At 70.2% G+C, this 22,461-nt stretch carries 16 protein-coding genes; 10 read left to right on the top strand and 6 right to left on the bottom strand.

Annotated features, from left to right (window positions below):
* Positions 1–110: 110 nt before the first annotated feature.
* Positions 111–509 (bottom strand): cupin domain-containing protein, encoded by a 399-nt coding sequence (locus ACODRX_RS22675; protein ID WP_488873810.1) that lies wholly within the window; start codon positions 507–509, stop codon positions 111–113.
* 469 nt (positions 510–978) lie between these two features.
* Here ACODRX_RS22675 and ACODRX_RS22670 point away from each other — a divergent pair, with 469 nt between their 5' ends.
* From ACODRX_RS22670 to ACODRX_RS22650, 5 genes are read left to right on the top strand one after another with little or no spacing between them, the layout of a single operon-like run.
* Positions 979–2,424 (top strand): TolC family protein, encoded by a 1,446-nt coding sequence (locus ACODRX_RS22670; RefSeq protein WP_488873809.1) that lies wholly within the window; start codon positions 979–981, stop codon positions 2,422–2,424.
* Positions 2,421–3,452 (top strand): HlyD family secretion protein, encoded by a 1,032-nt coding sequence (locus ACODRX_RS22665; RefSeq protein ID WP_488873808.1) that lies wholly within the window; start codon positions 2,421–2,423, stop codon positions 3,450–3,452. The genes ACODRX_RS22670 and ACODRX_RS22665 overlap by 4 nt, the downstream gene beginning before the upstream one ends.
* A complete protein-coding gene (locus tag ACODRX_RS22660; RefSeq protein WP_488873807.1) occupies positions 3,449–4,651 on the top strand; it encodes an ABC transporter permease in 1,203 nt (400 codons plus the stop codon). Before ACODRX_RS22665 ends, ACODRX_RS22660 begins: the two co-directional genes overlap by 4 nt.
* A 2-nt stretch (positions 4,652–4,653) precedes the next feature.
* Entirely contained in the window at positions 4,654–5,799 is a 1,146-nt protein-coding gene (locus ACODRX_RS22655; RefSeq protein WP_488873806.1) for an ABC transporter permease, read from the top strand.
* 47 nt (positions 5,800–5,846) lie between these two features.
* Entirely contained in the window at positions 5,847–6,716 is an 870-nt protein-coding gene (locus tag ACODRX_RS22650; RefSeq protein ID WP_488873805.1) for a LysR family transcriptional regulator, read from the top strand.
* Between the two features lie 10 nt (positions 6,717–6,726).
* Here the strand turns inward: ACODRX_RS22650 and ACODRX_RS22645 are convergent, their stop codons facing one another.
* Positions 6,727–7,713: a tripartite tricarboxylate transporter substrate binding protein gene (locus ACODRX_RS22645; RefSeq protein ID WP_488873804.1), complete on the bottom strand. Its 987-nt coding sequence runs from the start codon at positions 7,711–7,713 to the stop codon at positions 6,727–6,729.
* A 26-nt stretch (positions 7,714–7,739) separates the two neighbouring features.
* Positions 7,740–8,603 (bottom strand): amidohydrolase family protein, encoded by an 864-nt coding sequence (locus ACODRX_RS22640; RefSeq protein WP_488873803.1) that lies wholly within the window; start codon positions 8,601–8,603, stop codon positions 7,740–7,742.
* A gap of 128 nt (positions 8,604–8,731) precedes the next feature.
* On the opposite strand from ACODRX_RS22640, the gene hrpA reads away from it, so the two are divergent.
* Positions 8,732–12,748: an ATP-dependent RNA helicase HrpA gene (gene hrpA, locus ACODRX_RS22635; RefSeq protein WP_488873802.1), complete on the top strand. Its 4,017-nt coding sequence runs from the start codon at positions 8,732–8,734 to the stop codon at positions 12,746–12,748.
* A 29-nt stretch (positions 12,749–12,777) separates the two neighbouring features.
* Here the strand turns inward: hrpA and ACODRX_RS22630 are convergent, their stop codons facing one another.
* A complete protein-coding gene (locus ACODRX_RS22630) occupies positions 12,778–13,692 on the bottom strand; it encodes a LysR family transcriptional regulator (protein ID WP_488873801.1) in 915 nt (304 codons plus the stop codon).
* 175 nt (positions 13,693–13,867) lie between these two features.
* Between ACODRX_RS22630 and ACODRX_RS22625 the strand changes: the two genes are divergently transcribed.
* The 4 genes from ACODRX_RS22625 (at position 13,868) to ACODRX_RS22610 (ending at position 20,857) form a co-directional block, all read left to right on the top strand.
* Positions 13,868–14,692, top strand: a complete 825-nt coding sequence (locus ACODRX_RS22625; RefSeq protein ID WP_488873800.1) for an alpha/beta hydrolase — start codon at positions 13,868–13,870, stop codon at positions 14,690–14,692.
* 186 nt (positions 14,693–14,878) lie between these two features.
* Positions 14,879–16,117, top strand: a complete 1,239-nt coding sequence (locus tag ACODRX_RS22620; protein WP_488873799.1) for an efflux RND transporter periplasmic adaptor subunit — start codon at positions 14,879–14,881, stop codon at positions 16,115–16,117.
* Between the two features lie 23 nt (positions 16,118–16,140).
* Positions 16,141–19,371: an efflux RND transporter permease subunit gene (locus ACODRX_RS22615; protein WP_488873798.1), complete on the top strand. Its 3,231-nt coding sequence runs from the start codon at positions 16,141–16,143 to the stop codon at positions 19,369–19,371.
* A 13-nt stretch (positions 19,372–19,384) separates the two neighbouring features.
* On the top strand, positions 19,385–20,857 hold the full coding sequence (locus ACODRX_RS22610; protein WP_488873797.1) for an efflux transporter outer membrane subunit: 1,473 nt from the start codon (positions 19,385–19,387) through the stop codon (positions 20,855–20,857).
* A 2-nt stretch (positions 20,858–20,859) separates the two neighbouring features.
* On the opposite strand, the gene ACODRX_RS22605 is transcribed toward ACODRX_RS22610, so the two are convergent.
* A complete protein-coding gene (locus ACODRX_RS22605) occupies positions 20,860–21,828 on the bottom strand; it encodes a pyridoxamine 5'-phosphate oxidase family protein (protein ID WP_488873796.1) in 969 nt (322 codons plus the stop codon).
* Positions 21,825–22,454, bottom strand: coding sequence for a glutathione S-transferase family protein (locus tag ACODRX_RS22600; protein WP_488873795.1), 630 nt, complete (start codon positions 22,452–22,454; stop codon positions 21,825–21,827). The genes ACODRX_RS22605 and ACODRX_RS22600 overlap by 4 nt, the downstream gene beginning before the upstream one ends.
* Between the last annotated feature and the right edge of the window lie 7 nt (positions 22,455–22,461).

Here is a 22,461-nt window from a genome sequence, read left to right as displayed (position 1 = left end):
CCGGGGCGAGTCCCGGCCTCTGCCTTCCAACCTGCGCACTGGCTGGCAGCAGCTTCGGCTTGCTAAGTGAACGGCATTAGCGCCTCTGGGCAGATTTGCCCGGCGGCAGATCAGTCCGGGCGCCAGCCCGGTGGCGCCATCTCGAAGCCGCTGAAATCGAAGCCCGGCGCCACCACGCAGCTCACCAGCGCCCAGCCGCTGCGGGCCTCGGCCGATTGCCATTGGCCCTTGGGCACCAGCGCCTGCAGCTGCTGGCCGCTGCCGGGATCGCCGCCCAGCGTGACCGTCTCGCCGCCCCCTATCGCCAGGCTCAGCGGCGAGCCCGCCTGCCACAGCCAGAGTTCGTCGGCATCGACCCGGTGCCAATGCGAGCGCTCGCCCTGCGCCAGCAGGAACAGGATCGCGGTCATGCGCGAACGCCCGTCCGGCCCTGGGGGCAGCCGAACCGTCTCGCGGTAGTGGCCACCCTCCGGGTGCGGGCGCAGATCCAGCTGCTTGATCAATTCCATGCGGATATTCCTTGTGGTGCACGGCCGCCGCGCGTGGCGCCGATACATCTTCGTTGAATTCTTACGGGTTTGCCCCGCATCGGGCATATGCCCGCTTTTGTGGCGGCTGGCTCCCTTGGGGACCTGGATGCTACTGAATATTGAAACTGCAACCAGCGCGATTGTGGCGCCGGGCGGGCTGTTTAAGATGAAACGCACTTTCATTGCGCGAGGTATCCCATGAAAATACTTTCCATTTCCGCTGTGCTCGCTTGCGCCGCCTTGCTGAGCGCTTGTGACAAAGGCCAGGCGCCGGCGCCCAAGGCGCCCGCACCCGATTCCGCCGCGGGCGCGATCACCCCGCCGCCGCCTCCTGCGCCCATGGGCAGTGCCCCGGGCTCCGAGCCTTCCAAGCCCTGAGCGGCACAGCGCGGCATAGTTTACATAGCGCATGGCGCAGGGGGATGAGGGGGCGCTACGATCTACCCCCATGACGCCTTCCCCCGCACCACCCTCAAGCCTGGCCTTTTTGCTGCGCTGTCTGCTGGGCGCCGGCCTGGCCGCCGGCAGTATCGCAGCGGCGCAAGTGCAGCCGCTGCCGGCGCTGAGCTTTGCCCAGGCGCAGCAGGCCCTGCTGGAGCGCTCCGACCAATGGGCCGCCGCGAACAAGGCGGTGGACAGCGCCCGCCTGCGCCGCCAGGGCAGCGAGGGGCTGGGCGGGCCGTCGCTGGCGGTGACCGGCATGGCCTACCGCTATTCGGTGAATGCGGATCTCGATCTCGATCCGGCGCGGCGCATGCTCAATGGCGCGCTGGGCATGCTGCCGGCCGAGCTGGGTCAGTCGCTGCCGGGCCTGCCGCAGCTGCCTTCCAACCTGGCGCTGCAGCGCGAGAAGAACAATGCCTCGGCCAGCCTGTCGCTGATCTGGCCGCTGTACCTGGGCGGCTTGCCTGGCGCGGTGCAAGGCGGGCTGGATGCCGCCACCGACGAGGCGCTGGCCGATGCCGCCAGCAGCCGCGAGTCGCTGCATGCGCTGCTGGTGCAGCGCTACTTCGGCGCGCAGCTGGCCGAGCGTGCGGCGCGGCTGCGCGCGCGGGCGCTGGACGCCGTTCGCCGCCATGATGCGGCGGCGCAAAGCATGCTCAAGGCTGGCGTGATCGCGCGGGTGGAGCGCCTGCAGGCCAGCGCCGCGCTGGCCGATGCCGAGCAGCAGGCGCGCAAGGCGCGCGACGACGCCGAGCTCGCCGCCACGGCGCTGGCGCGCACCGTCAAGGCTGGCGGCCAGGTGCTGCCAAGCTCGCCGCTGTTCGTCAGCAGCCGGCCGCTGCCGCCGCTGGCGCAGTTCGTATCGGCTGCCGAGCAGCGCCACCCGGGCCTGGACAAGGTGCAGGCCAAGCGGCGCCAGGCTGAATCGCTGCACGACGCGCAGGAGGCCCTGCGCCGTCCGCAGGTGCTGGCCTTCGGCTCGCACGAGCTGGCCACCAGCGGCAAGCCCAACTGGATCGCCGGCGTGGCCGTGCGCTGGACGCTGTGGGACAGCATGGACCGCGACGCGCTGGCCGCTGCGTCGCAGCGCAAGATCGAGCAGGCCGAGCTGATGCAGGCCCAGGTGCGCAGCGACATCGCGCTGCTGGTCGAGAAGAACTGGATGGGCGTTGAGCAGGCCCGGCGCCAGTACCAGGCCCAGCAGGCGCAGGAAGACCTGGCGCGCGAGCTGCTGCGCCTGCGCGAGGCCGGGCTCAAGGAAGGCACCAGCACGCTGCTGGAGCTGATCGACGCGCAGACCAACCTGGCCAAGGTGCAGACCCAGCGCGCCGAAAGCGCCAACCAGTACGTGCAGGCGCTGGCCGCGCTGCTGGAGAGTTCCGGCCAGAGCGATGCCTTTGAACGCTACATGGCCCAGGCCGATATCCAGATCTCCTCCGACGCACCATGACCGCTGATACCCAAACTTCTTCCGCGCCCCGCGAGGCCGCTCCTTCCCGGCGCAAGCCGCCCGTCGTCGCCATCGCGGTGGTGCTGCTGGTGATCGCGTTGGTGGCCTGGGGCTTTTGGCGCGCCGCCCAGCCGGCGCCGGCCTATTTCCAGGGGCAGATGGAGGCGCGCGAGGCCGACATCGCGCCCAAGGTCACCGCCCGCATCGCCAAGGTGCTGGTCAAGGAGGGGCAGCAGATCCAGCCCGGCGAGCTGCTGGTCGAGATGGACAGCCCCGAGGTGCGCGCCAAGCTGGCCCAGGCCGAGGCCGCGCGCGATGCCGCCCAGGCCGTGGCCGACAAGGCCCAGGCCGGCGCCCGCCCGCAGGAGGTGCAGATGGCGCGCCTGAACTGGCAGCGTGCCCAGGCGGCCGCCGAGCTGGCCGACACCTCGTACCGCCGTGTGCAGAGCCTGTACGACCAGGGCCTGGTGGCGGCGCAAAAGCGCGACGAGGCGCTGACGAATTTCCGTGCCTCGCGCGACCAGGCGCTGGCCGCCAAGGCGCAGTACGACATGGCCGCCACTGGCGCGCGCCAGGAAGACAAGGCCGCCGCCCAGGCCCAGGCCCGCCAGGTGCAGGGCGTGGTGGCCGAGGTGGAGGCGGCGCGCGCCGAGACCCAGTTGCGCAGCCCGGTGGGCGGCGAGATCAGCCAGGTGCTGGCCAAGGAGGGCGAGCTCTCGCCCCAGGGTGTGGCCGTGGTCAGCGTGGTCGACCTGAGCGACCAGTGGGTGGTGCTGAACGTGCGCGAAGACCAGTTGGCCCGCTTCGCCCAGGGCAGCCGCTTCGCCGGCCGCCTGCCGGCGCTGGACAACCGCGAGGCGCAGTTCGAGGTCTACTACCTGGGCGTGCTGCCCGACTTCGCCACCTGGCGCGCCACGCGCGCGGGCCAGGGCTTTGATGCGCGCACCTTCGAGGTGCGGGCGCGGCCGGCCCAGCCGATCCAGGGCGCGCGGCCCGGCATGAGCGTGGTGGTGGAAGGCGCACAGTGAGCCGCGCGACCAGCCCGGTGCTTGCCAGCCTCGGCCGCGAATGGCGGCTGCTGCGCGGGCGGCCCTGGGACCTGGCCATGCTCAGCTGGGTGCCGCTGCTGGCGGTGCTGCTGCTGGCCTGGATGTTCTCGGCCGGCCTGCCGCACCGGCTGCCGGTCGCGGTCTGGGACCAGGACCACAGCAGCCTGTCGCGCCAGCTGGTGCGCATGCTGGGCGCCACGCCAGGGCTGGCGGTGCGCGCGCAGGTGCTCAATGCCGCCGAGGCGCAATGGCAGCTGCAGTCCATGGCCACGTACGCCGTGGTGCAGATACCGCCGGATTTCGCCCGCGACGTCAAGCGCGGCCAGGCGGCCAGCGTGGTGCTGCTGCACAACGCGCAGCTGGCCACGCATTCCAGCCTGATCCAGCGCGATGTGCGCCAGGTGCTGGGTACGCTGTCGGCGGGCGTGGAGATGCAGGCCCGCGCCAAGCGCGGCGATCCGCGCCAGGCGCTGCAGTTGCGCATGGAGCCGGTGCGCACCAGCCTGGTGTCGCTGTTCAATGTCTCGACCAACTACGAGCAGTTCCTGGCGGCGGCGCTGATCCCGGCGCTGCTGCACATCCTGGGCATGACGGCCGGGGCCTGGGGCGTGGGCCGCGAGCTGCGCGACCGCACGCTGGGCGCATGGATACAGGAGACCACGGGCGGGCGGCCCGCGGGCTGGTCCGCGGTGCTGGGCGCGCTGGCCGGCAAGCTGGCGCCGCCCTGGCTGGGTCTCACGCTGTGCGGGCTGCTCGCGCTGCTGTGGCTCACCGTGGGGCGCGGCTGGACGGTGGCCGGCAGCTTCGCCTGGGTGGCGCTGGGGCTGGCGGCGCTGGTGGCGGTGAGCCTGGCCATGGGCGCCTTGCTCGCGGCGTTCACGCTGTCGCTGCGCACCGCGCTGTCGGGCGCGGGCCTGCTGTCGGCGCCGGCGTTCGCCTTCAGCGGCGTGGGCTTTCCGCTGCTGGCCATGCCGGATTCGGCGCGCGGCTGGGCGCTGTCCATGCCCTATACCCACTATGCGCGGCTGCAGATCGAGCAGTTCCTGATGGGCGCACCCCTGCTGCAAAGCCTGCCCATACTCTGCGGCCTGGTGCTGGCCACGCTGGTGCTGATGCTGCTGGCCACGGCCGGCCTGTGCCGGGGCCTCAAGCGCCCGGACAAATGGGGAGGGCGCTGAGCATGGCGCGCCGTCCTTCCTTTTTGCTCGCCTTCCTCGATGCGCTGCGCGCGGTGGTGGGCGACAAGGGCGTGGTGATGCTGCTGGTGGGCGCGCCGGTGCTCTATGGCTTTTTCTACCCCTGGTTCTATGGCCAGGAGGTGGTGCAGCGCGTGCCGGTGGCGGTGGTGCAGCACGACGGCAGCAGCCTGGCGCGGCAGATGCTGCGCTTTGCCGAGGCCAGCCCGCGCATCGCGGTGGTGCTGGTCACCGGCGACGAGGGCCAGGCGCAGCAGGCGCTGCTGCGCGGCGACATCATGGGCTATGCGCTGCTGCCCGCCGATCTCAAGCGCGAGGTGGTGCGCAGCCAGAAGGCGGTGGTGCCGGTCTATGCCAATGGCGCTTATCCGCTGGCGGCCAAGCAGGTGCAGTACGGCTTTGCCGAGGCTGTCGGCACGGTGTCGGCCGGCATCGAGCTGCGGCGCCTGGGCGCGGGCGGGCAAAGCAGCCTGCAGGCGGCGAGCAGCCGCTCGCCCGTCAACCTGCAGATGGAGGCGCTGTTCAACCCCACCGAAGGCTATGGCAGTTTCGTGGTGGCGGCGGTGGCGGTGCTGATCCTGCAGCAGACGCTGCTGATGGGCGGTGCGCTCTTGGTCGGCACCTGGCGCGAGCAGGGGCGGGCCGCGGCGCCGGCGCGCGTATGGCTGGCACGGCTGCTGGCGCTGTGCGCGCTGGGCTGGCTCTCGGGCCTGTATTACTTTGGCTGGATGTTCGTGTGGCACGATTTTCCGCGCGGCGGCAACCCGTTGGGCGCGGTGCTGCTGCTGGCGGTGTTCGTGCCCGCGGTCGCGGGGCTGGCCGTGCTGCTGGGCTGCTGGCTGGCCAACCGCGAGCGCGCCATGCAGGTGCTGCTGTTCAGCTCGATCCCGCTGGCCTTCATGGGCGGCTTCAGCTGGCCGGCCGAGGCGCTGCCCACGCTGCTGCAGTGGCTGCGCTGGCTGTCGCCGAGCACGGCCGCGATACAGGCCTCGCTGCGGCTCAACCAGATGGGGGCGCCGGCGCAGGCCGCGCTGTTTCAGCTGTGCGTGCTGCTGGCTATTGCGCTGGTGAGCTGGCTGGCGGTGCTGTGGCTGGGGCGCGTCAGGCCCGCGCCCGGGCGCCAGGCATAGCGGGGGCGCGGATGGCTTGCTCTGCACCTTCGGCGGGCGTCTTTGATATGCGCGCCATCCGCTACCTGCTGGCGGTGGCCGACCTGGGCAGCATGACGGCCGCGGCCAGCCATCTGGGGGTTGCCCAGCCGGCGCTGAGCCAGGCCCTGCGCCGGCTGGAGGACGCGCTGGGCGTGAGCCTGTTCGAGCGCTCGCGCCGCGGCGCGGTGCTCAGCAGCGCCGGGCGCGCGGTGATCGACGACCTGCGCGCCAGCCTGGCATTGGCCGAGTCGGCCGAGAAGCGCGCGCGGGCGATCGCGGGCGGCAAGATGGGGCGGCTGCATATCGGCTTCGTCACCCATGCGGTGTACGACGTGCTGCCGGCGGCGCTGCGGCTGCTGCATTCCGAGTTCCGCGGCACGCAGGTGGAGCTGTCCGAGATGAGCAATGCCGATCTGGTGCAGGCCCTGGGCCAGGGCCGGGTCGACATGGCGATGCTGCATACGCCGGTGGCCCTGCAGGGGCGCGTGCGGCAAAAGCTGGTGCGGCGCGAGCCGCTGGTGGCGGTGCTGCCGGCCGCCCATGCGCTGGGGTCGGACGGCCGCGCCGCGCTGGCCGACGTGGCGCGGCTGGGCCTGGTGTGGTTTCCGGCGTCGCAGCTGCCGGCGCTGCGCGCCGGTATCGCCGGCGCCTTCGCGCGCGCCGGGCTGCAGATGCAGGTGGTGCAGGAGGCCAACCGTTCGCTCACGGTGCTGTCGTGCGTGGCGGCGGGCATAGGCGCATCGCTGCTGCCCGAGTCGGCCGCGGTGCTGCAGCACCGGGGCGTGCAGTTCGTGCCGCTGCGCGACGGCATGCATTTGCCGTATTTCGAGCTCAGCCTGCTGTGGCAGGCCTCGGGGCGGCCGACCATCGCCAGCCAGCTCGCGGCCCGGCTGTAGCGGAGGGGGGCTACTCCAGCACGATATGGGCCTGCTTGCCCACCGCCGTCCACTTGGCGATTTCGGCGCGGCGGAACTGCTCCAGCTCCCGCGGGCTGGAGCCTATGACCTCGGAGCCCATGGACATCAGCCGGGCCTTGACCTCGCGGTCGTTCAGCGCCGCGGCCACGTCCTTGCTGATCTTGTCCACGACGGCCGCGGGCGTGCCCTGGGGCGCAAAGACCGCGTTCCATTCGTACATCTCGTAGCCCGGCACGCCGGCCTCGGCGAAGGTGGGAGTCTCCGGCAGCACCGGCGAGCGGCGCTGCCCGGCGCTGGCCAGCGCAATCAGCTTGCCACCCTGGATGTAGGTGAGCGACGAGCCCAGGCTGGCGAAGAACACCGGCACGGTGCCGGCCATCACGTCCACCATGGCCGGGCCGCCGCCGCGGTAGGCGACATGGGTCATGCGCGCGCCGGTCTTCAGCGCGAACAGCTCGGCGGCCAGGTGGGGCGAGGAGCCATTGCCCGACGAGGCATAGTCCACCTTGTTCGGATGCGCCTTCACATAGGCGATGAGCTCCTGGGCGGAGCGCACGGCAAAGCCCGGCGTCACCACCAGCACGTTCGGCACCTTGAGCAGCAGCGACACCGGCATGAAGGACTGGAGCGTATCGAACGGCATGCGCTTTTTCAGCGCCGGGTTCTGCGCATGGTTGGAGGCGTCGACCATCAGCGTGTAGCCGTCGGCGGGCGCGCCCAGCACGGCCTGCGCGCCGATGATGCCGCCGCCGCCGGCCCGGTTCTCGATCACCACCGGCTGCCCCCAGATCTGCGACAGCTTCGGGCCCAGGATGCGGGCCACCGCATCGACCGTGCCGCCGGGCGGGTAGGTGACGATCAGGCGCACGGGTTTGCTCGGAAAGGATGCGGCTTCGCCTGCGGCCTGGGCGCTTGGCGCCAGCGCCTGCAGCAGGGGGAGGGCGAATGCGGCCAGCGCCAGTCTGCGTCTTTGCATGGAGTCTCCTTTACGTGTTATGCACTTTATGAAATCTTGAACAGCTCGGCGGCCGTGGCGCCGAGGATGCGGCTTCGCGCATCGGCATCCGGCACCCAGTCGGCCAGCGCGGCCAGGCTGGCGCCATAGTCCACCAGCTCCTGGTGCTGGGTGTGGGGCCAGTCGCTGCCCCAGACCAGGCGCTCGGCGCCAAAGGCGGCCAGCAGCTGGCGGGCGCAGGCGCGCGCGGCCGCGGCATCGGCCGCGAGCAAGGCGGCGCTGCGCGCCGCGGCCGGCGCCTGCGCGGCATGCCCGTTGCGGTAGGCGGCCGAGAGCTTGACCCAGATGCGGCCGGAGGCGGCGCGCTGCAGCAGCGCGGCAAAGCCCGGGTCGGCGGCGGCCAGGGCTGCATCGGGGCGGCCAAAATGGTCCACCACGATGCGGCAGCCGCTGCGCAGGGCCGCATCGAGCAGCGGCGGCAGGTCGGCCGCGCCACGGTGCAGCTCCAGGTGCCAGTCCAGCGCCTTCAGCCGGGCCAGAAAGCCTTGCCACAGCGGCTGGCCGAGATCGGGCAGCGGCAACCCCACCAGGTTCAGGCGCACACCCACGACGCCTTGCGTGGCCAGCGCGGCCAGCTCGGCCTCGCCGGTGGTGGGGGGCAGCATGACCACGCCGCGCAGCCGCGCGGGGCAGCTGCGCATGGCGTCAAGCATGAAGCGGTTGTCGCAGCCCAGAAAGCTCGGCTGCACCAGCACGCCATGCGTGATGCGGTGCGCATCGAGCAGGTCCAGGTAGGCGGCCAGCGTGGCATCGGCCTCGGGCGCGTGTCGGCGGCTGGCGGCCAGCGGCAGGCTGCGCAGAAAGACATGGGCGTGGCTGTCCACGGTGATCGGCATGGGCGGGTTCGTCATAAAAGGTGGTACCGACTGTAGGGGGCGCTAGGCTTGTGCGTGAGTCGCTGCCCGATGCCCAGCCATAAGCGCGCGTTATGGCTGGCGCGCCGAGCGGAGCCCGCAGGAGCCGGGATAATGGCGCCCCTATGCCGTTGAAAATAGAATTTCCCGAGTCACTCCCCGTATCCAGCCGCCGCGAAGAGATCATGGAGGCGATGGAGCGCCACCAGGTCATCATCGTCTGCGGCGAGACCGGCTCGGGCAAGACCACGCAGCTGCCCAAGATCGCGCTGGCGCTGGGGCGGGGCAAGGTGAATGCGCTGCCCGACGAGAAGGGCCAGGTGCGCGGCCACCTGATCGGCCACACCCAGCCGCGCCGCATCGCCGCCAGCAGCGTGGCCAAGCGCATCGCCGAAGAGCTGCACACGCCGCTGGGCGAGGTGGTGGGCTACAAGGTGCGCTTCCAGGACCGGCTGTCCAAGGACGCTTCGGTCAAGCTGATGACCGACGGCATCCTGCTGGCCGAGACGCAGACCGATCCGCTGCTCAAGGCCTATGACACGCTGATCATCGACGAGGCGCACGAGCGCAGCCTGAACATCGACTTCCTGCTGGGCTACATCCGGCAGATCCTGCCGCGGCGGCCCGATTTGAAGGTGGTGGTGACCTCGGCGACCATCGATGCGGAGCGTTTCGCCAAACACTTTGAAGGCAAGAGCGGGCCGGCGCCGGTCATCATGGTCTCGGGCCGCACCTACCCGGTGGAGATGCGCTACCGGCCGTTCGAGGAGAGCAAGGACTACGGCTTGAACGATGCCATCGCCGATGGCGTGGACGAGCTGTGGCAGGGGGGCGCTGGTGGCGACATCCTGATCTTCCTGCCCGGCGAGCGCGAGATCCGCGAGGCGGCCGACCACCTGCGCAAGCATTTGCAGCATGCGCCGGTGCTCAGGAACGCCGAGGTGCTGCCGCTGTTCTCGCGCCTGTCGCAGGCCGAGCAGGACCGCATCTTCGACGGCCCAGAGCGTAGAGGTTCGGGCCGGCGCATCGTGCTGGCCACCAACGTGGCCGAGACCTCGCTCACGGTACCGGGCATCCGCTACGTGATCGATGCGGGCACGGCGCGCGTCAAGCGCTATTCGTTCCGCAGCAAGGTGGAGCAGCTGCTGGTCGAGCCGATCAGCCAGGCGGCGGCCAACCAGCGCGCCGGGCGCTGCGGGCGCGTGGCCAACGGCATCTGCATACGGCTGTACGATGAGGCGGATTTCAACGGCCGCCCCCGCTTCACCGACCCGGAGATCCTGCGCTCTTCGCTCGCCGGCGTGATTCTGCGCATGAAGTCGCTGGGCCTGGGCGATGTGGTGAACTTCCCCTTTCTCGAAGCGCCCTCGGGCCGCGCGATCGCCGACGGCTACCAGCTGCTGGGCGAGCTGGGCGCGGTGGACGAGCGCGGCGAGCTGCTGCCCATGGGACGCGAGCTGTCGCGCCTGCCGCTCGATCCGCGCGTGGCGCGCATGATCGTCGAGGCGCGCTCGCGCGGCGCGCTGGCCGAGGTGCTGGTCATCGCCTCGGCGCTGAGCGTGCAGGATGTGCGCGACCGCCCGCTCGAAGCCCAGCAGCAGGCGGACCAGCAGCATGCCAAGTTCGACGACGAGAAAAGCGAGTTCAGCGGCTACCTGCGGCTGTGGAAGTGGCTGACGGATGCGCGCGGCGGCAAGGTGGTGGCGCTCACGCGCAAGCAGATGGCCGCACAGGGTGCGAGCGCGCCGGCGCTGGGGCGGAATGCGGCTTTCCTGCCGGTGAGCCAGCGGCAGGCGCAGCAGATCGAGCTCCAGGCGCCCGCCGAAGAGGAGCCTACCCACAAGCTCAGCAACCGCCAGTGGGAGCAGCTGCTGCGCCAGAATTTCATCAACATCCGCCGCGTGCGCGAGTGGCGCGACATCCATTCGCAGCTGTTGACCGTGGTGGGCGAGCAGCGCTGGCCGCTGAACCCGCAGCCGGCGGGCTACGAGGCGGTGCATTTGTCCATGCTCTCGGGCCTGCTGGGCAACATCGGCTTCAAGACCGACGAGGGCGACGGCTATCTCGGCGCGCGCGGCATACGCTTTCATCCGCATCCGGGCGCGCACCTGTCGAAGAAGCCCGGGCGCTGGATCGTCGCGGCCGAGCTGGTCGAGACCTCGCGCCTGTACGGCCGGGGCATTGCCGCCATCGAGCCGCAATGGCTGGAAGAGGTGGGCGCGCACCTGCTCAAGAAGCAGATGCTCGACCCGCACTGGGAGAAAAAGCAGGGCGAGGTCGCCGCCTACGAGCGTGCCACGCTGTACGGCATCGTGGTCTACAGCCAGCGCCGCGTGAGCTATGGCCGCGTCGATCCGCAGGGCGCGCGCGACATCTTCATCCGCCAGGCGCTGGTCGAGGGCGACTGGGAGACGCGCCTGCCGTTCCTGGCCGCCAACCAGAAGCTGATCGCCAAGGTCGAGGAGCTGGAGCACAAGAGCCGGCGCCAGGATGTGCTGGTCGACGAGGAGCTGATCTACGCCTTCTACGACCAGCAGATCCCGCAGGACGTGTGCACCGGCCGCGACCTGGAGCGCTGGTACAAGGATGCCGGGGCAAAGAACCCCGAGCTGCTGCGGCTCACCCGCGACGAGCTGATGCGCCACGAGGCCGCGGGCATCACCACCGCGTCCTTTCCCAAGACGCTCAAGCTCGGCGGCGTGGACTGCTCGGCCAGCTACCTGCACCAGCCGGGCGATGCGCGCGACGGCATCACGGTGACGGTGCCGCTCTTCGTGCTTAACCAGGTGAGCGAGGAGCGCGCCGAATGGCTGGTGCCCGGCATGCTCAAGGACAAGATCCAGGCCCTGCTCAAGAGCCTGCCGCAGCGCCCGCGCAGCCGCTTCGTGCCGCTGGCGGAAAATGCCGAGCGCCTGGCGCAGTTGTTCAACGCGCCCGAGCGCTTCGGCCAGGGCAGCCTCACGGAGCTGCTGCTCAAGCAGGTGCGTGACGAGACCTCGCTCGATGTGAAGCGCGCCGACTTCAAGCTCGACATGCTCAGCCCGCATTTGTTCATGAACTTCCGCGTGACCGACGAGCACGGCCGCCAGCTCGGCCAGGGCCGCAACCTGGCGGCCCTCAAGTCGCAGTGGGGCGCCAAGGCGCGCGGCGCCTTCCAGGCGCTTGCTTCATTAAAGATAGCTTCTGGTGCTAATGGTGAAAGGAATTCAGATATAAAACCATCTGAAAAGTCCAGCGATAAAACGCCAGCAGCTATCAAAAAAGAAAGCGCCAAGACGCCGGGCCCACAGGCCGAGGCGCGCCATACCGACTGGGCCTTTGGCGAGCTGCCCGAGTTGATGGAGATCAGAAAGGGCGGCCAGACGCTGATCGGCTTTCCCGCGCTGATCGACCGCGGCGACGCGGTCGGCATCGAGGTCTTCGACGAGCCCGAGGTGGCGGCGGCCCGGCATGCGCTGGGCCTGCGGCGCCTGTTCGCGCTGCAGATCAAGGATGCGCTCAAGTACCTGGAAAAGAACATTCCCGAGCTGCAGAAAATGGCCGTGGCCTATATGCCGCTGGGCACGCAGGAAGAGCTGCGCGAGCAGATCATCAACCTGGCCATCGACCGCGCCTTCCTGCAGGAGCCGCTGCCCAGCAACGCCGAGCAGTTCAGGCAGCGCGTGCAGGACGGGCGCTCGCGCCTGACGCTGATCGCCAACGAGGTGGCGCGCATGGCCGGCGCGGTGCTGCTCGAATACGCGGCGGCGCAGCGCAAGATCAAGGACACCAGGAACGCCCCCGAGGCCACGGCCGATGCCGGCCAGCAGCTGCAGCGCCTGGTGCCCAAGAACTTCATCGCCATCGCGCCGTGGCCGCAGCTGCAGCACTATGCCCGCTACCTGAAGGCCATCGCCACGCGGCTCGACAAATACCGCGCCGACCCGGCCCGCGACGCGAGCCGGCTCAAGGAGCTGCAGCCGCTGGAGCAGCGCTACTGGCGCCTGGTGGCCGAGCGCAAGGGCCAGGTCGATGCGCGCATGCAGGAATACCGCTGGATGCTGGAAGAGCTGCGCGTGAGCTTGTTCGCGCAGGAGCTGCGCACGCCGTACCCGGTGAGCGCCAAGCGCCTGGACAAGGTGTGGGCGCAGCTGCAGCAGTAGCGGCGGCCGGCGGGAGGGTGGGTGGGCGCTCAGCCCTGCAGCAGCGGATGGCGCGAGAACAGCTCGACCACCCAGTCGACGAAGACGCGCACCTTGGCGCTCAAGTGGGAGTTGGGCGGGTAGACCACGTAGACCGGCAGCAGCGGGTGCGTCCAGTCCTGCAGCACCCTTTGCAGCCGGCCGCTTTGCAGGTGTTCCTGCACCTGGAAAGTGCTGGCCTGGCCTATGCCCTGGCCGGCCAGCAGCGCGCTGACATAGGCATTGCTCTCGTTGACGCACAGCGGCGCCGGGCTGGCGATCTCGATCAGCTTGCCATCCTGGTGGAACTCCAGTGGGTAGCGCCGCGCGGACACCGGCGAGAAATAGATCAGGTTGCGGTGGCTGGGCGACTCCAGCTCGCTCGGGTGCTGTGGCGTGCCGTGGCGCGCCAGGTACTCGGGCGCGGCGACGGTGATGAACTCCAGGTTGCCGATGCGCCGCGCCACCAGCGACTGGTCGGCCAGCTCGCCGCCGCGGATCACGCAGTCCACGTTGTCGCTGATGAGGTCCACCGTGCGGTCGCTCACGCCCAGGTCGATCTGGATCTCGGGGTAGCGCGATTGGAACTCGGCCAGATGCGGTATCACCAGCAGGCGCGCCACGCTGGTGCCCACGTCCACGCGCAGGCGGCCGCGCGGCGTGGTGCGGGCCTGGCTGACGCTGGCCTCCAGGTCGTCGAAATCGGCCAGCAGGCGCACCGCCCGGTCGTAGTAGGCCGCGCCGTCGGCGGTCACCGTGACGCGGCGGGTGGTGCGGTTGAGCAGTTTCACGCGCAGGCGCTCTTCGAGCGCCTGGATATGCTTGGTCACACTGGCCTTGGGCAGTTGCAGCGAATCGGCCGCGCGCGTGAAAGTGCCGGCTTCCACGACCCGAGCGAAAATACGCATGGCCTGAATCTGATCCATGGGATCTCCTTGTCCTTGCGAAATCCCCGATCTGCGAGGATGCGGGATTCTCACACACGGACCAGGCGGTCATTGTTCGGATCTCGGAAACAGTGCGGCTGCGTTTGCGGGGTTTATGCCACCAAAGCGGGCCGCTACATTTTCATCTCATCGCCCGGCGCCGTCCGGAGAATCCATGCCACACACCACAACACCCGCTTCGCCGACCCGCCTGCACACCGACGCCACCATTGAGGTGGGCGGCGGCATGCAGGCGCAGGTGCGCATGTACGGCAGCAAGCGGCGCGGCGAAGTGTCTCCGCTGGTGGTGCACTTCCATGGCGGCGCCTTCGTGGCCGGTGGTCTGGACAACGGCTGCACCGTGGGCAGCTCGCTGGCGGCTGCCGGGGCCTGCGTGGTGTCGGTGGCTTATCCGCTGGCGCCGGAGCATCCGTTTCCCCGTCCGCTGGAGCTGGGCTATGCGGTGCTGCAGTGGGCCTACAAGCAGCGCACCCGGCTGGCCGGCAAGGGCGCGCCGCTGTACCTGGCGGGAGAAGAGGCCGGCGCCAACCTGGCGGCCGGCGTGTGCATGATGGCGCGCGACCAGTTGCAGCCGCCGCTGGCCGGGCAGATCCTCATCTCGCCCATGCTCGACCCCTGCGCGGCCACGCCTTCGCAGCGCGCCGCGCAGGGCGAGTCGGTGCAGTGCAAATGGGCCTCGGGCTGGTGCCAGTACCTGGGCGGGGCGCACGATGCCGAGCATCCCTATGCCGTGCCGGCGCGGGCGCAGCGCCTGGCGGGGCTGCCGCCGACGCTGATCCTGGTGGGGCAGGTAGACCCCATGCGCGACGAGGCGCTGAACTATGCCGAACGCCTGCAAGCTGCCGGATTGACCGTCTTCCTGCAGGTGTTCGCCGAAGTGGGGCAGTGGCCGCAGGCGCTGATGGAGCCGCCGCCGGAGTCTTGCCCTTGTGAAGACGAGCTGCGCAAGTTTTTCGAGACCACCCGATGTCGGCTCTGAGCTGACCGTGCTAAGACCGCTGCCCTGATCCGGCCTGCCTGTCCGCAGGCCGGGTAGAGCAAAAGCGCGCGTTTTTCTTGCTTACCCCCATTCGATTCCTGGCCTGGGTGCTGGAAGGGGTGAGTCTTGTCCGCCGCAGGAAGAATTTTCTCCGGCTTCCTATCCATTGAACCTGAAGACATTGCCATGAACGACAACTCCAAACTATCCACCCGCCGCCGCTGGTGGGCCGCTGCCGGTGTTGCGGCTGCCGTGGCGGCAACGGCGGGCGCCGTGCTGAACCTGCAGGCATCGCATGCCGAAGCACCCGCGCCACAGGCCGCGGCAGCCGCCGTGCCGGTGTCGGTGGCGCAGGTGCTGCAGCAGGACGTGAGCCTGTGGAACGAATTCTCCGGCCGCCTCGAAGCGGTGCAGCGCGTGGATGTGCGCCCGCGCGTTGCCGGCGCGGTGCAGGCGGTGCATTTCAAGGAAGGCGCGCTGGTCAAGGCCGGTGCGCTGCTGTTCACCGTGGACCCCGCCCCGTATGCGGCCGAAGTCGATCGCGCCGAGGCGCAGGTGGTGGCCGCCAAGGCGCGCATGGCGTATGCGCAGAGCGAGTCCGAGCGCGCCGCGCGCCTGTGGGATGAGCGCGCGATCGCGCAGAAGGAGTACGACGAGCGCGTGAACGCCCGGCGCGAGGCCGATGCCAACCTGCGCGCGGCCCAGGCGGCATTGCAGACCGCCCGGCTGAACCTGGGCTACACCCAGGTGAAGGCCCCGGTGAGCGGGCGTGTCGGCCGCATCGAGGTGACCGTGGGCAACCTGGTGGATTCGGGCCCAGGGGCGCCGGTGCTGACCACCCTGGTGTCGGTGGATCCCATGTATGCCAGCTTCGACGTGGACGAGCAGATCGTGGCCAACGCGCTGCAGGGCCTGCAGGGCGCGGGACGCAGCACGCGCGCCTTGATCGAGACCATTCCCGTGCAGATGGGCGTGGGCGCCAGCGGCGGCACGCCGCATGCCGGCCACCTACAGCTGATAGACAACCAGGTCGACGCGAAAAGCGGCACGGTGCGGGTGCGCGCGGTGTTTGGCAATGCCGACGGCGCGCTCATGGCCGGGCAGTTCGCGCGCATCCGCATGGGCCAGCCGCGCAGCACCCAGGCGGTGCTGATCAATGAGCGCGCAGTGGGCACCGACCAGAGCAAGAAGTTCGTGCTGGTGATCGGCGCCGGCAACCAGGCCGAGTACCGCGAGGTGCAGCTGGGCGCGCCGGTCGATGGGCTGCGCGTGGTCACCTCCGGCCTCAAGGCCGGCGAGCGCATCGTCGTCAACGGACTGCAGCGCGTGCGTCCGGGCGTGGTGGTCGCGCCGCAAGAGGTGCCCATGGACGCCAAGGCCGAACTGGCCGATAGCCGCACAGCCGCCAAGCAGCCCGCGGCCTGAGCAAAAAACCATTCTTCCAAGCCATGAACCTGTCCCGATTCTTCATCGACCGCCCGATCTTCGCGGGCGTGCTGTCGGTGCTCATCTTTCTCGCCGGCCTTATCGCCATGCGGGCGCTGCCGATCTCCGAATACCCCGAGGTCGCGCCGCCCTCGGTGGTGGTGCGGGCGCAGTATCCGGGCGCCAGCCCCAAGGTGATCGCCGAGACCGTGGCCACGCCGCTGGAGGAATCCATCAACGGCGTGGAGGGCATGCTCTACATGGGCAGCCAGGCCACGACCGACGGGGTGATGACGCTCACCGTCACCTTCAAGCTCGGCACCGATCCCGACAAGGCCCAGCAGCTGGTGCAAAACCGCGTCTCGCAGGCCGAGCCGCGCCTGCCCGAGGAGGTGCGCCGCCTGGGCGTGACCACCGTGAAGAGCGCCCCCGACCTGACCATGGTGGTGCACATGGTCTCGCCCAACGGCCGCTACGACATCGACTACCTGCGCAACTACGCGGTGCTCAACGTGAAGGACCGGCTGGCGCGCATTCCAGGCGTGGGCCAGGTGCAGATCTTCGGCGGCGGCGACTATTCCATGCGTGCCTGGCTCGATCCGCAGAAGGTGGCGCAGCGCGGCCTGTCCGCCGGCGACGTGGTGGCCGCCATCCGGCGCCAGAACGTGCAGGCCGCCGCCGGCGTGGTGGGCGCGTCGCCGGGGCTGCCCGGCGTGGATACGCAGATGTCGATCAATGCGCAGGGGCGCCTGTCCAGCCCCGAGGAGTTCGGCGACATCATCGTCAAGACCGGCGCGGACGGCGCCGTCACCCGGCTGCGCGACATCGCCCGGCTGGAGCTGGGCGCGGCCGACTACTCGCTGCGCTCGCTGCTCAACAACGATCCGGCCGTGGGCATGGGCGTGTTCCAGGCGCCGGGCTCGAATGCGCTGGAGATCTCGGACAACGTGCGCCAGACCATGGCCGAGCTGGCCCGGCTCATGCCCGAGGGCGTGGAGTACCGCATCGCGTATGACCCCACGCAGTTCGTGCGCGCCTCGATCGAGTCGGTGATCCACACGCTGCTCGAAGCCATCGCGCTGGTGGTGATCGTGGTGATCCTGTTCCTGCAGACCTGGCGCGCCTCCATCATCCCGCTGCTGGCGGTGCCGGTGTCGGTGGTGGGCACGTTTGCCATGCTGCACTTGCTGGGCTTCTCGATCAACGCGCTCTCGCTGTTCGGCCTGGTGCTGGCCATCGGCATCGTGGTGGACGATGCCATCGTGGTGGTGGAGAACGTGGAGCGCAATATCGAAGCCGGGCTGACGCCGCGCGAGGCCACCTACCGCGCCATGCGCGAGGTGTCCGGCCCCATCATCGCCATCGCGCTGGTGCTGGTGGCGGTGTTCGTGCCGCTGGCCTTCATCAGCGGCCTCACCGGGCAGTTCTACCGCCAGTTCGCGGTCACCATCGCGATCTCCACGGTGATCTCGGCCATCAACTCGCTGACGCTGTCGCCGGCATTGAGCGCGTTGCTGCTCAAGGGCCACCATGAGCCCAAGGATGCGCTCACGCGCGGCATGGAGCGCGTGCTCGGCGGGTTCTTCCGGCGCTTCAACGCGGTGTTCCAGCGCGGCTCCGAGGCCTACAGCGGCGGCGTGCGCCGCGTGATCGGGCACAAGGCGGGCATGCTGGCCGTCTACCTGGCCCTGGTGGGCGCGACCTGGGGCCTGTTCCAGCTGGTGCCGGGCGGCTTCGTGCCCATGCAGGACAAGCAGTACCTCGTCGGCTTCGCACAGCTGCCCGACGGCGCCACGCTGGACCGCACCGACAACGTGATCCGCCGCATGGGCGAGATCGTCAAGCAAAACCCGAACGTGGAGGATGCGATCGCCTTCCCGGGCCTGTCGATCAACGGCTTCACCAACAGCTCCAACGCCGGCATCGTGTTCGTGTCGCTCAAGCCCTTTGCCGAGCGCAGGCGCGCCGACCAGAGCGGCGCGGCCGTGGCGGGCCAGCTGAACCAGGCCTTTGGCGAGATCCAGGATGCCTTCATCGCCATGTTCCCGCCGCCGCCGGTGGCGGGCCTGGGCACCACCGGCGGCTTCAAGCTGCAGATCGAGGACCGGGGCTCGCTGGGCTACGCCGGCATGGACGCCGCGGTGAAGGCCTTCATGGCCAAGGCCTACCAGACGCCCGAGCTGGCCGGCCTGTTCACCAGCTGGCAGGTCAACGTGCCGCAGCTGTATGCCGACATCGACCGCACCAAGGCGCGCCAGCTCGGCGTGCCGGTGACCGATATCTTCGAGACGCTGCAGATCTACCTCGGCAGCCTGTATGCGAACGACTTCAACGAGTTTGGCCGCACCTACAGCGTGCGCGTGCAGGCCGATGCACCGTACCGCGCGCGGCCCGAGGACGTGGGCCGGCTCAAGGTGCGCTCGGCCAGCGGCGAGATGGTGCCGCTGTCGGCGCTGATGAAGCTCGACCCCAGCTACGGCCCCGAGCGCGCCATGCGCTACAACGGCTTCCTCGCGGCCGACGTGAACGGCGGCCCCGCGCCCGGCTTCTCGTCGGGGCAGGCCCGCGCCGCGGTCGAGCGGGTCGCGGCCGAGACGCTGCCGCCAGGCATAGGTTTCGAGTGGACGGAGCTGACCTACCAGGAGATTCTTGCGGGCAATTCGGCCGTGCTGGTGTTCCCCATCGCCATCCTGCTGGTGTTCCTGGTGCTGGCGGCGCAGTACGAAAGCCTCACGCTGCCGATTGCCATCATCCTGATCGTGCCCATGGGCCTGCTGGCGGCGATGGCCGGCGTGTGGCTCTCGCACGGCGACAACAACGTGTTCACGCAGATCGGGCTCATCGTGCTGGTGGGGCTGTCGGCCAAGAACGCGATCCTGATCGTCGAGTTCGCCCGCGAGCTGGAGTTCGCCGGCCGCACGCCGGTGCAGGCCGCCATCGAGGCCAGCCGCCTGCGCCTGCGGCCGATCCTGATGACTTCGATGGCTTTCATCATGGGGGTGCTGCCGCTGGTGCTGTCCACCGGTGCCGGCTCCGAGATGCGCAGCGCCATGGGCGTGGCCGTGTTCAGCGGAATGATCGGTGTGACCGCGTTCGGCCTGTTCCTCACGCCGGTGTTCTACGTGCTGCTGCGCCGCCTGGCCGGCAACCGGCCGCTGCAGCAGCATGGCAGCCATGTTGCGCCGATCAGCGAGCCTGGCGGAGGCGCACCGGCCCTGGCCATGCCCGCCGCGCCGCGCGCTTACGACGAATGAACGCAATGCAAGAATGGATTCCGATATGAACGCGATGCAACGCATGCCACCCCTGCTGCCACGCCTGAGCGCGCTGCTGGCGGCCCTGGTGCTCGCCGGCTGCGCGAGCGCGCCGCCCACGGTGGCCGAGCATGCCGGCGTGGCCGTGCCTGCGGGTTTCAGCACCGCAGCCACCGAAGGCTGGACAACGGCGCCGCCGGCCGAGGCGCAGCCGCGCGGCACCTGGTGGCTGGCCTTTGCCGACCCCGAGCTCAGCGCCCTGGTGGAGCGCGCCGGCAATGCCAACACCGATGTGCAGGCCGCCGCGGCACGCCTGGCCGAGGCGCGCGCGCTGCTGCGCTCGGCCGATGCCCAGCGCCAGCCGCAGATCGGCGCCTCGGGCGGGGCGGTGCGGCAGGCGGGTGCCAACACCGCCAACGGCATGCAGCCCGCAACGCTGGCCACGGCAGGCTTGAACTTCTCGTACGAAGCCGATCTGTTCGGCCGGCTGTCGCGCGCGAGCGATGCCGCGCGCGAGGACGCCAAGGCCCGTGAGGCGCTGCTGCAGAGCACCCGCCTCATGGTGCAGGCCGATGTGGCGCAGGCCTATCTGCAACTGCGCTCGTTGCAGGCCGAGCGCCAGCTGGTCGAGCAGAGTCTTTTGGCCTACCGCGAGACCTTGACGCTGATCGAGCGGCGCTACCGGGCCGGCGATGCGGCCGAGCTGGATGTGGCGCGCATGCAGACCGAGGTGTCGGCCACCGAGGCCGATGCGCTGGCGCTGCAGCGCCAGCAGGCCACGCTCACGCATGCGCTGGCGGTGCTGGTGGGCGATGTGGCCACCGGCTTTGCGCTGGCCTCATCCCCAGGCGAGGCAAGGCTGCCGGTAATTCCGCCGGGCGTGCCCGCCACCGTGCTGGCGCGCCGCCCCGACGTATCGGCGGCCCAGGCCTCGGTGCTTGCCGCCCAGGCGCGCGTGGGCGTGGCCCAGGCCGCGTGGTTCCCGGCCATCGCGCTCACCGGCAATGGCGGCTATGCCTCGCCCGAGCTGGGCGATCTGTTCAAGTGGTCGGCGCGCTCCTGGGGCCTTGGCGCACTGCTGTCGCTGCCCATTTTCGACGGCGGCCAGCGCGCCGCGCAGGAAGAAGGCGCCCGCGCCCGCCTGGAGGCCGCGGTGGCCGCCCAGCGCGGCCAGGTACTTGCCGCCCTGCGCGAGGTGGAAGACCAGCTCAGCGCCTTGCGGCTGCTGGCGGGCCAGGCCCGGGTGCTGGGGCAGGCGGTGCAGTCTTCGGAGCGCGCCACGCATCTGTCGGACGTGCGCTATCGCAACGGCCTGGTGAGCCAGATCGAGCTGCTGGATGCGCGCCGCAACGAGCTGCGCAACCGGCGCCAGGCCCTGCAGGTGCGCACCGCGCAGTACACGGCAACGGTGGCGCTGATCCGCGCGCTGGGCGGGAGCTGGGATAGCGGGGAGCCGGCAGGCAAGCCGCTCGCGGCGCGCGGCTGAGCTCAGGCCGCTGCGGCTGCGCGCTCGCGCATGGCCCTGAACTGGGGCGCGGCCACGGGCTCCGTCCAGCGCCAGGGCAGGGCGTGGGCGCGCCACAGTCCGGCCGAAACCTTGAAGCGCAGCATGCGCAGGGCGCCGGGCCAGGGTACGCAGGCGGCGGCATCCCAGAGCATCTCGGCCTCGACGGCGATGTGCAGCAGGCCGCCGCCCGCATAGTCCACGCACAGCAGGCCCGCCAGCGGGTGCTGCGCCAGATTGCCCAGGGTGTTGAAGAACTGGTTGCCCGGGTAGTCCGGCATGGTGAGCACCAGGCCCTGGCCGGCGTGCTCCACCCGCACAAAGCCGCTCTCGCCGCCGCGGTGCGAAACATCCACCCCATCGCTGCGCGCCCGCCCGGGCCGGGCGGCCGAGGCGCTGGCGATGAACAGGGTGTCGCTGCCGGCCAGCAGCGCCAGCGCGGCGGCATCGAGCCCGGGGCCAAGCGGCTGCGGTGCCGAGGGCGGATGCGGCTGTACATAGGGCTCGCGGGCCTGGATGTACTTGGGGCAGTTGCCAAAGCTCTGCACTACATCGACCGCCAGCCCCTGCGCGCCGAAGGCCGCCACGCGGCCGTTCAGGCGGTTGCGCCGGCGGGTGTACGGCTCCAGCCCCAGCAGGCCCACCGGGGCGCCGGCGGCCAGGTTGGCGAGCACCGGGTCGGCGGCATCGGGCCGCACCTCCACCTGCATGCGCCGCATATCGGGGGTATGCACAAAGCCCGGAGCGCCAGCCACCATGGTGGCCCAGGGCTGGCCTGCTTCGTCCAGCGCAGCGACCAATAGCGTGGGCAGCTTCTCGAACAGCTCGCGGTGCTGGTCGGGCATATGGTCGCGCAGCAGCATGGGGCCTGCGGCCGCCATGCGCTCGCTTACGCCGGCGCGGGCCTGCAGGGCCTGCTCGCCGGCATGAAACGCTTCGGCGAGCGCAGTCATGCGGCCTCCGCGATCCGCTCGGGCAGCGGCACATAGCCCGGCAGCGCCTGCACGCGCGCCACCCAGGCGGCAATGCGCGGGTAGGGGGCGAGCGAGAGGCCGCCGATGCCGGCTTGCGAGGTATAGCCCACCATGGCCAGGTCGGCCAGGCTGGGCTCGGCGCCGCCGAGCAGCCAGCCGCGCCCCTGGAGTTCGCTCTCCATGTAATCCAGCAGCCGCCGCCCGGTGGCCTGCGCCGCCGCGCTCACCGGCTGCCCGGTAAGGGCGGCAAAGCGCGGCCCGGCTATGCCGGGGCCGAGCATGCCCGCCGCCAGGCTGAACCAGCGCTGCAGCCGCGCCTGGCCAATAGGGTCTTGCGGCAGCCAGTGGCTGCCGGGCGCGTAGCGCTGCGCCAGGTAGACCAGGATGGCATTGCTGTCTGGCAGCACCAGGTCTGCATCCACCAGCACCGGCACCTGCCCCAGCGCATTGAGCGCCAGGAATTCGGGGCGCTGGTGCTCGCCATGGAGCAGGTCCACGTCCACGATTTCATGCGGCAGGCCCAGCATGGACAGCAGCAACTCCACACGGTGGCAATGGCCCGACAGGGCAAGGCGGTAGAGCTTGATGGGGCTGGTGGGCGTCATGGCAAGG

This window comes from Comamonas sp. FG99, assembly GCF_057808605.1.
This window is presented reverse-complemented; position numbering and strand designations above follow the sequence as displayed.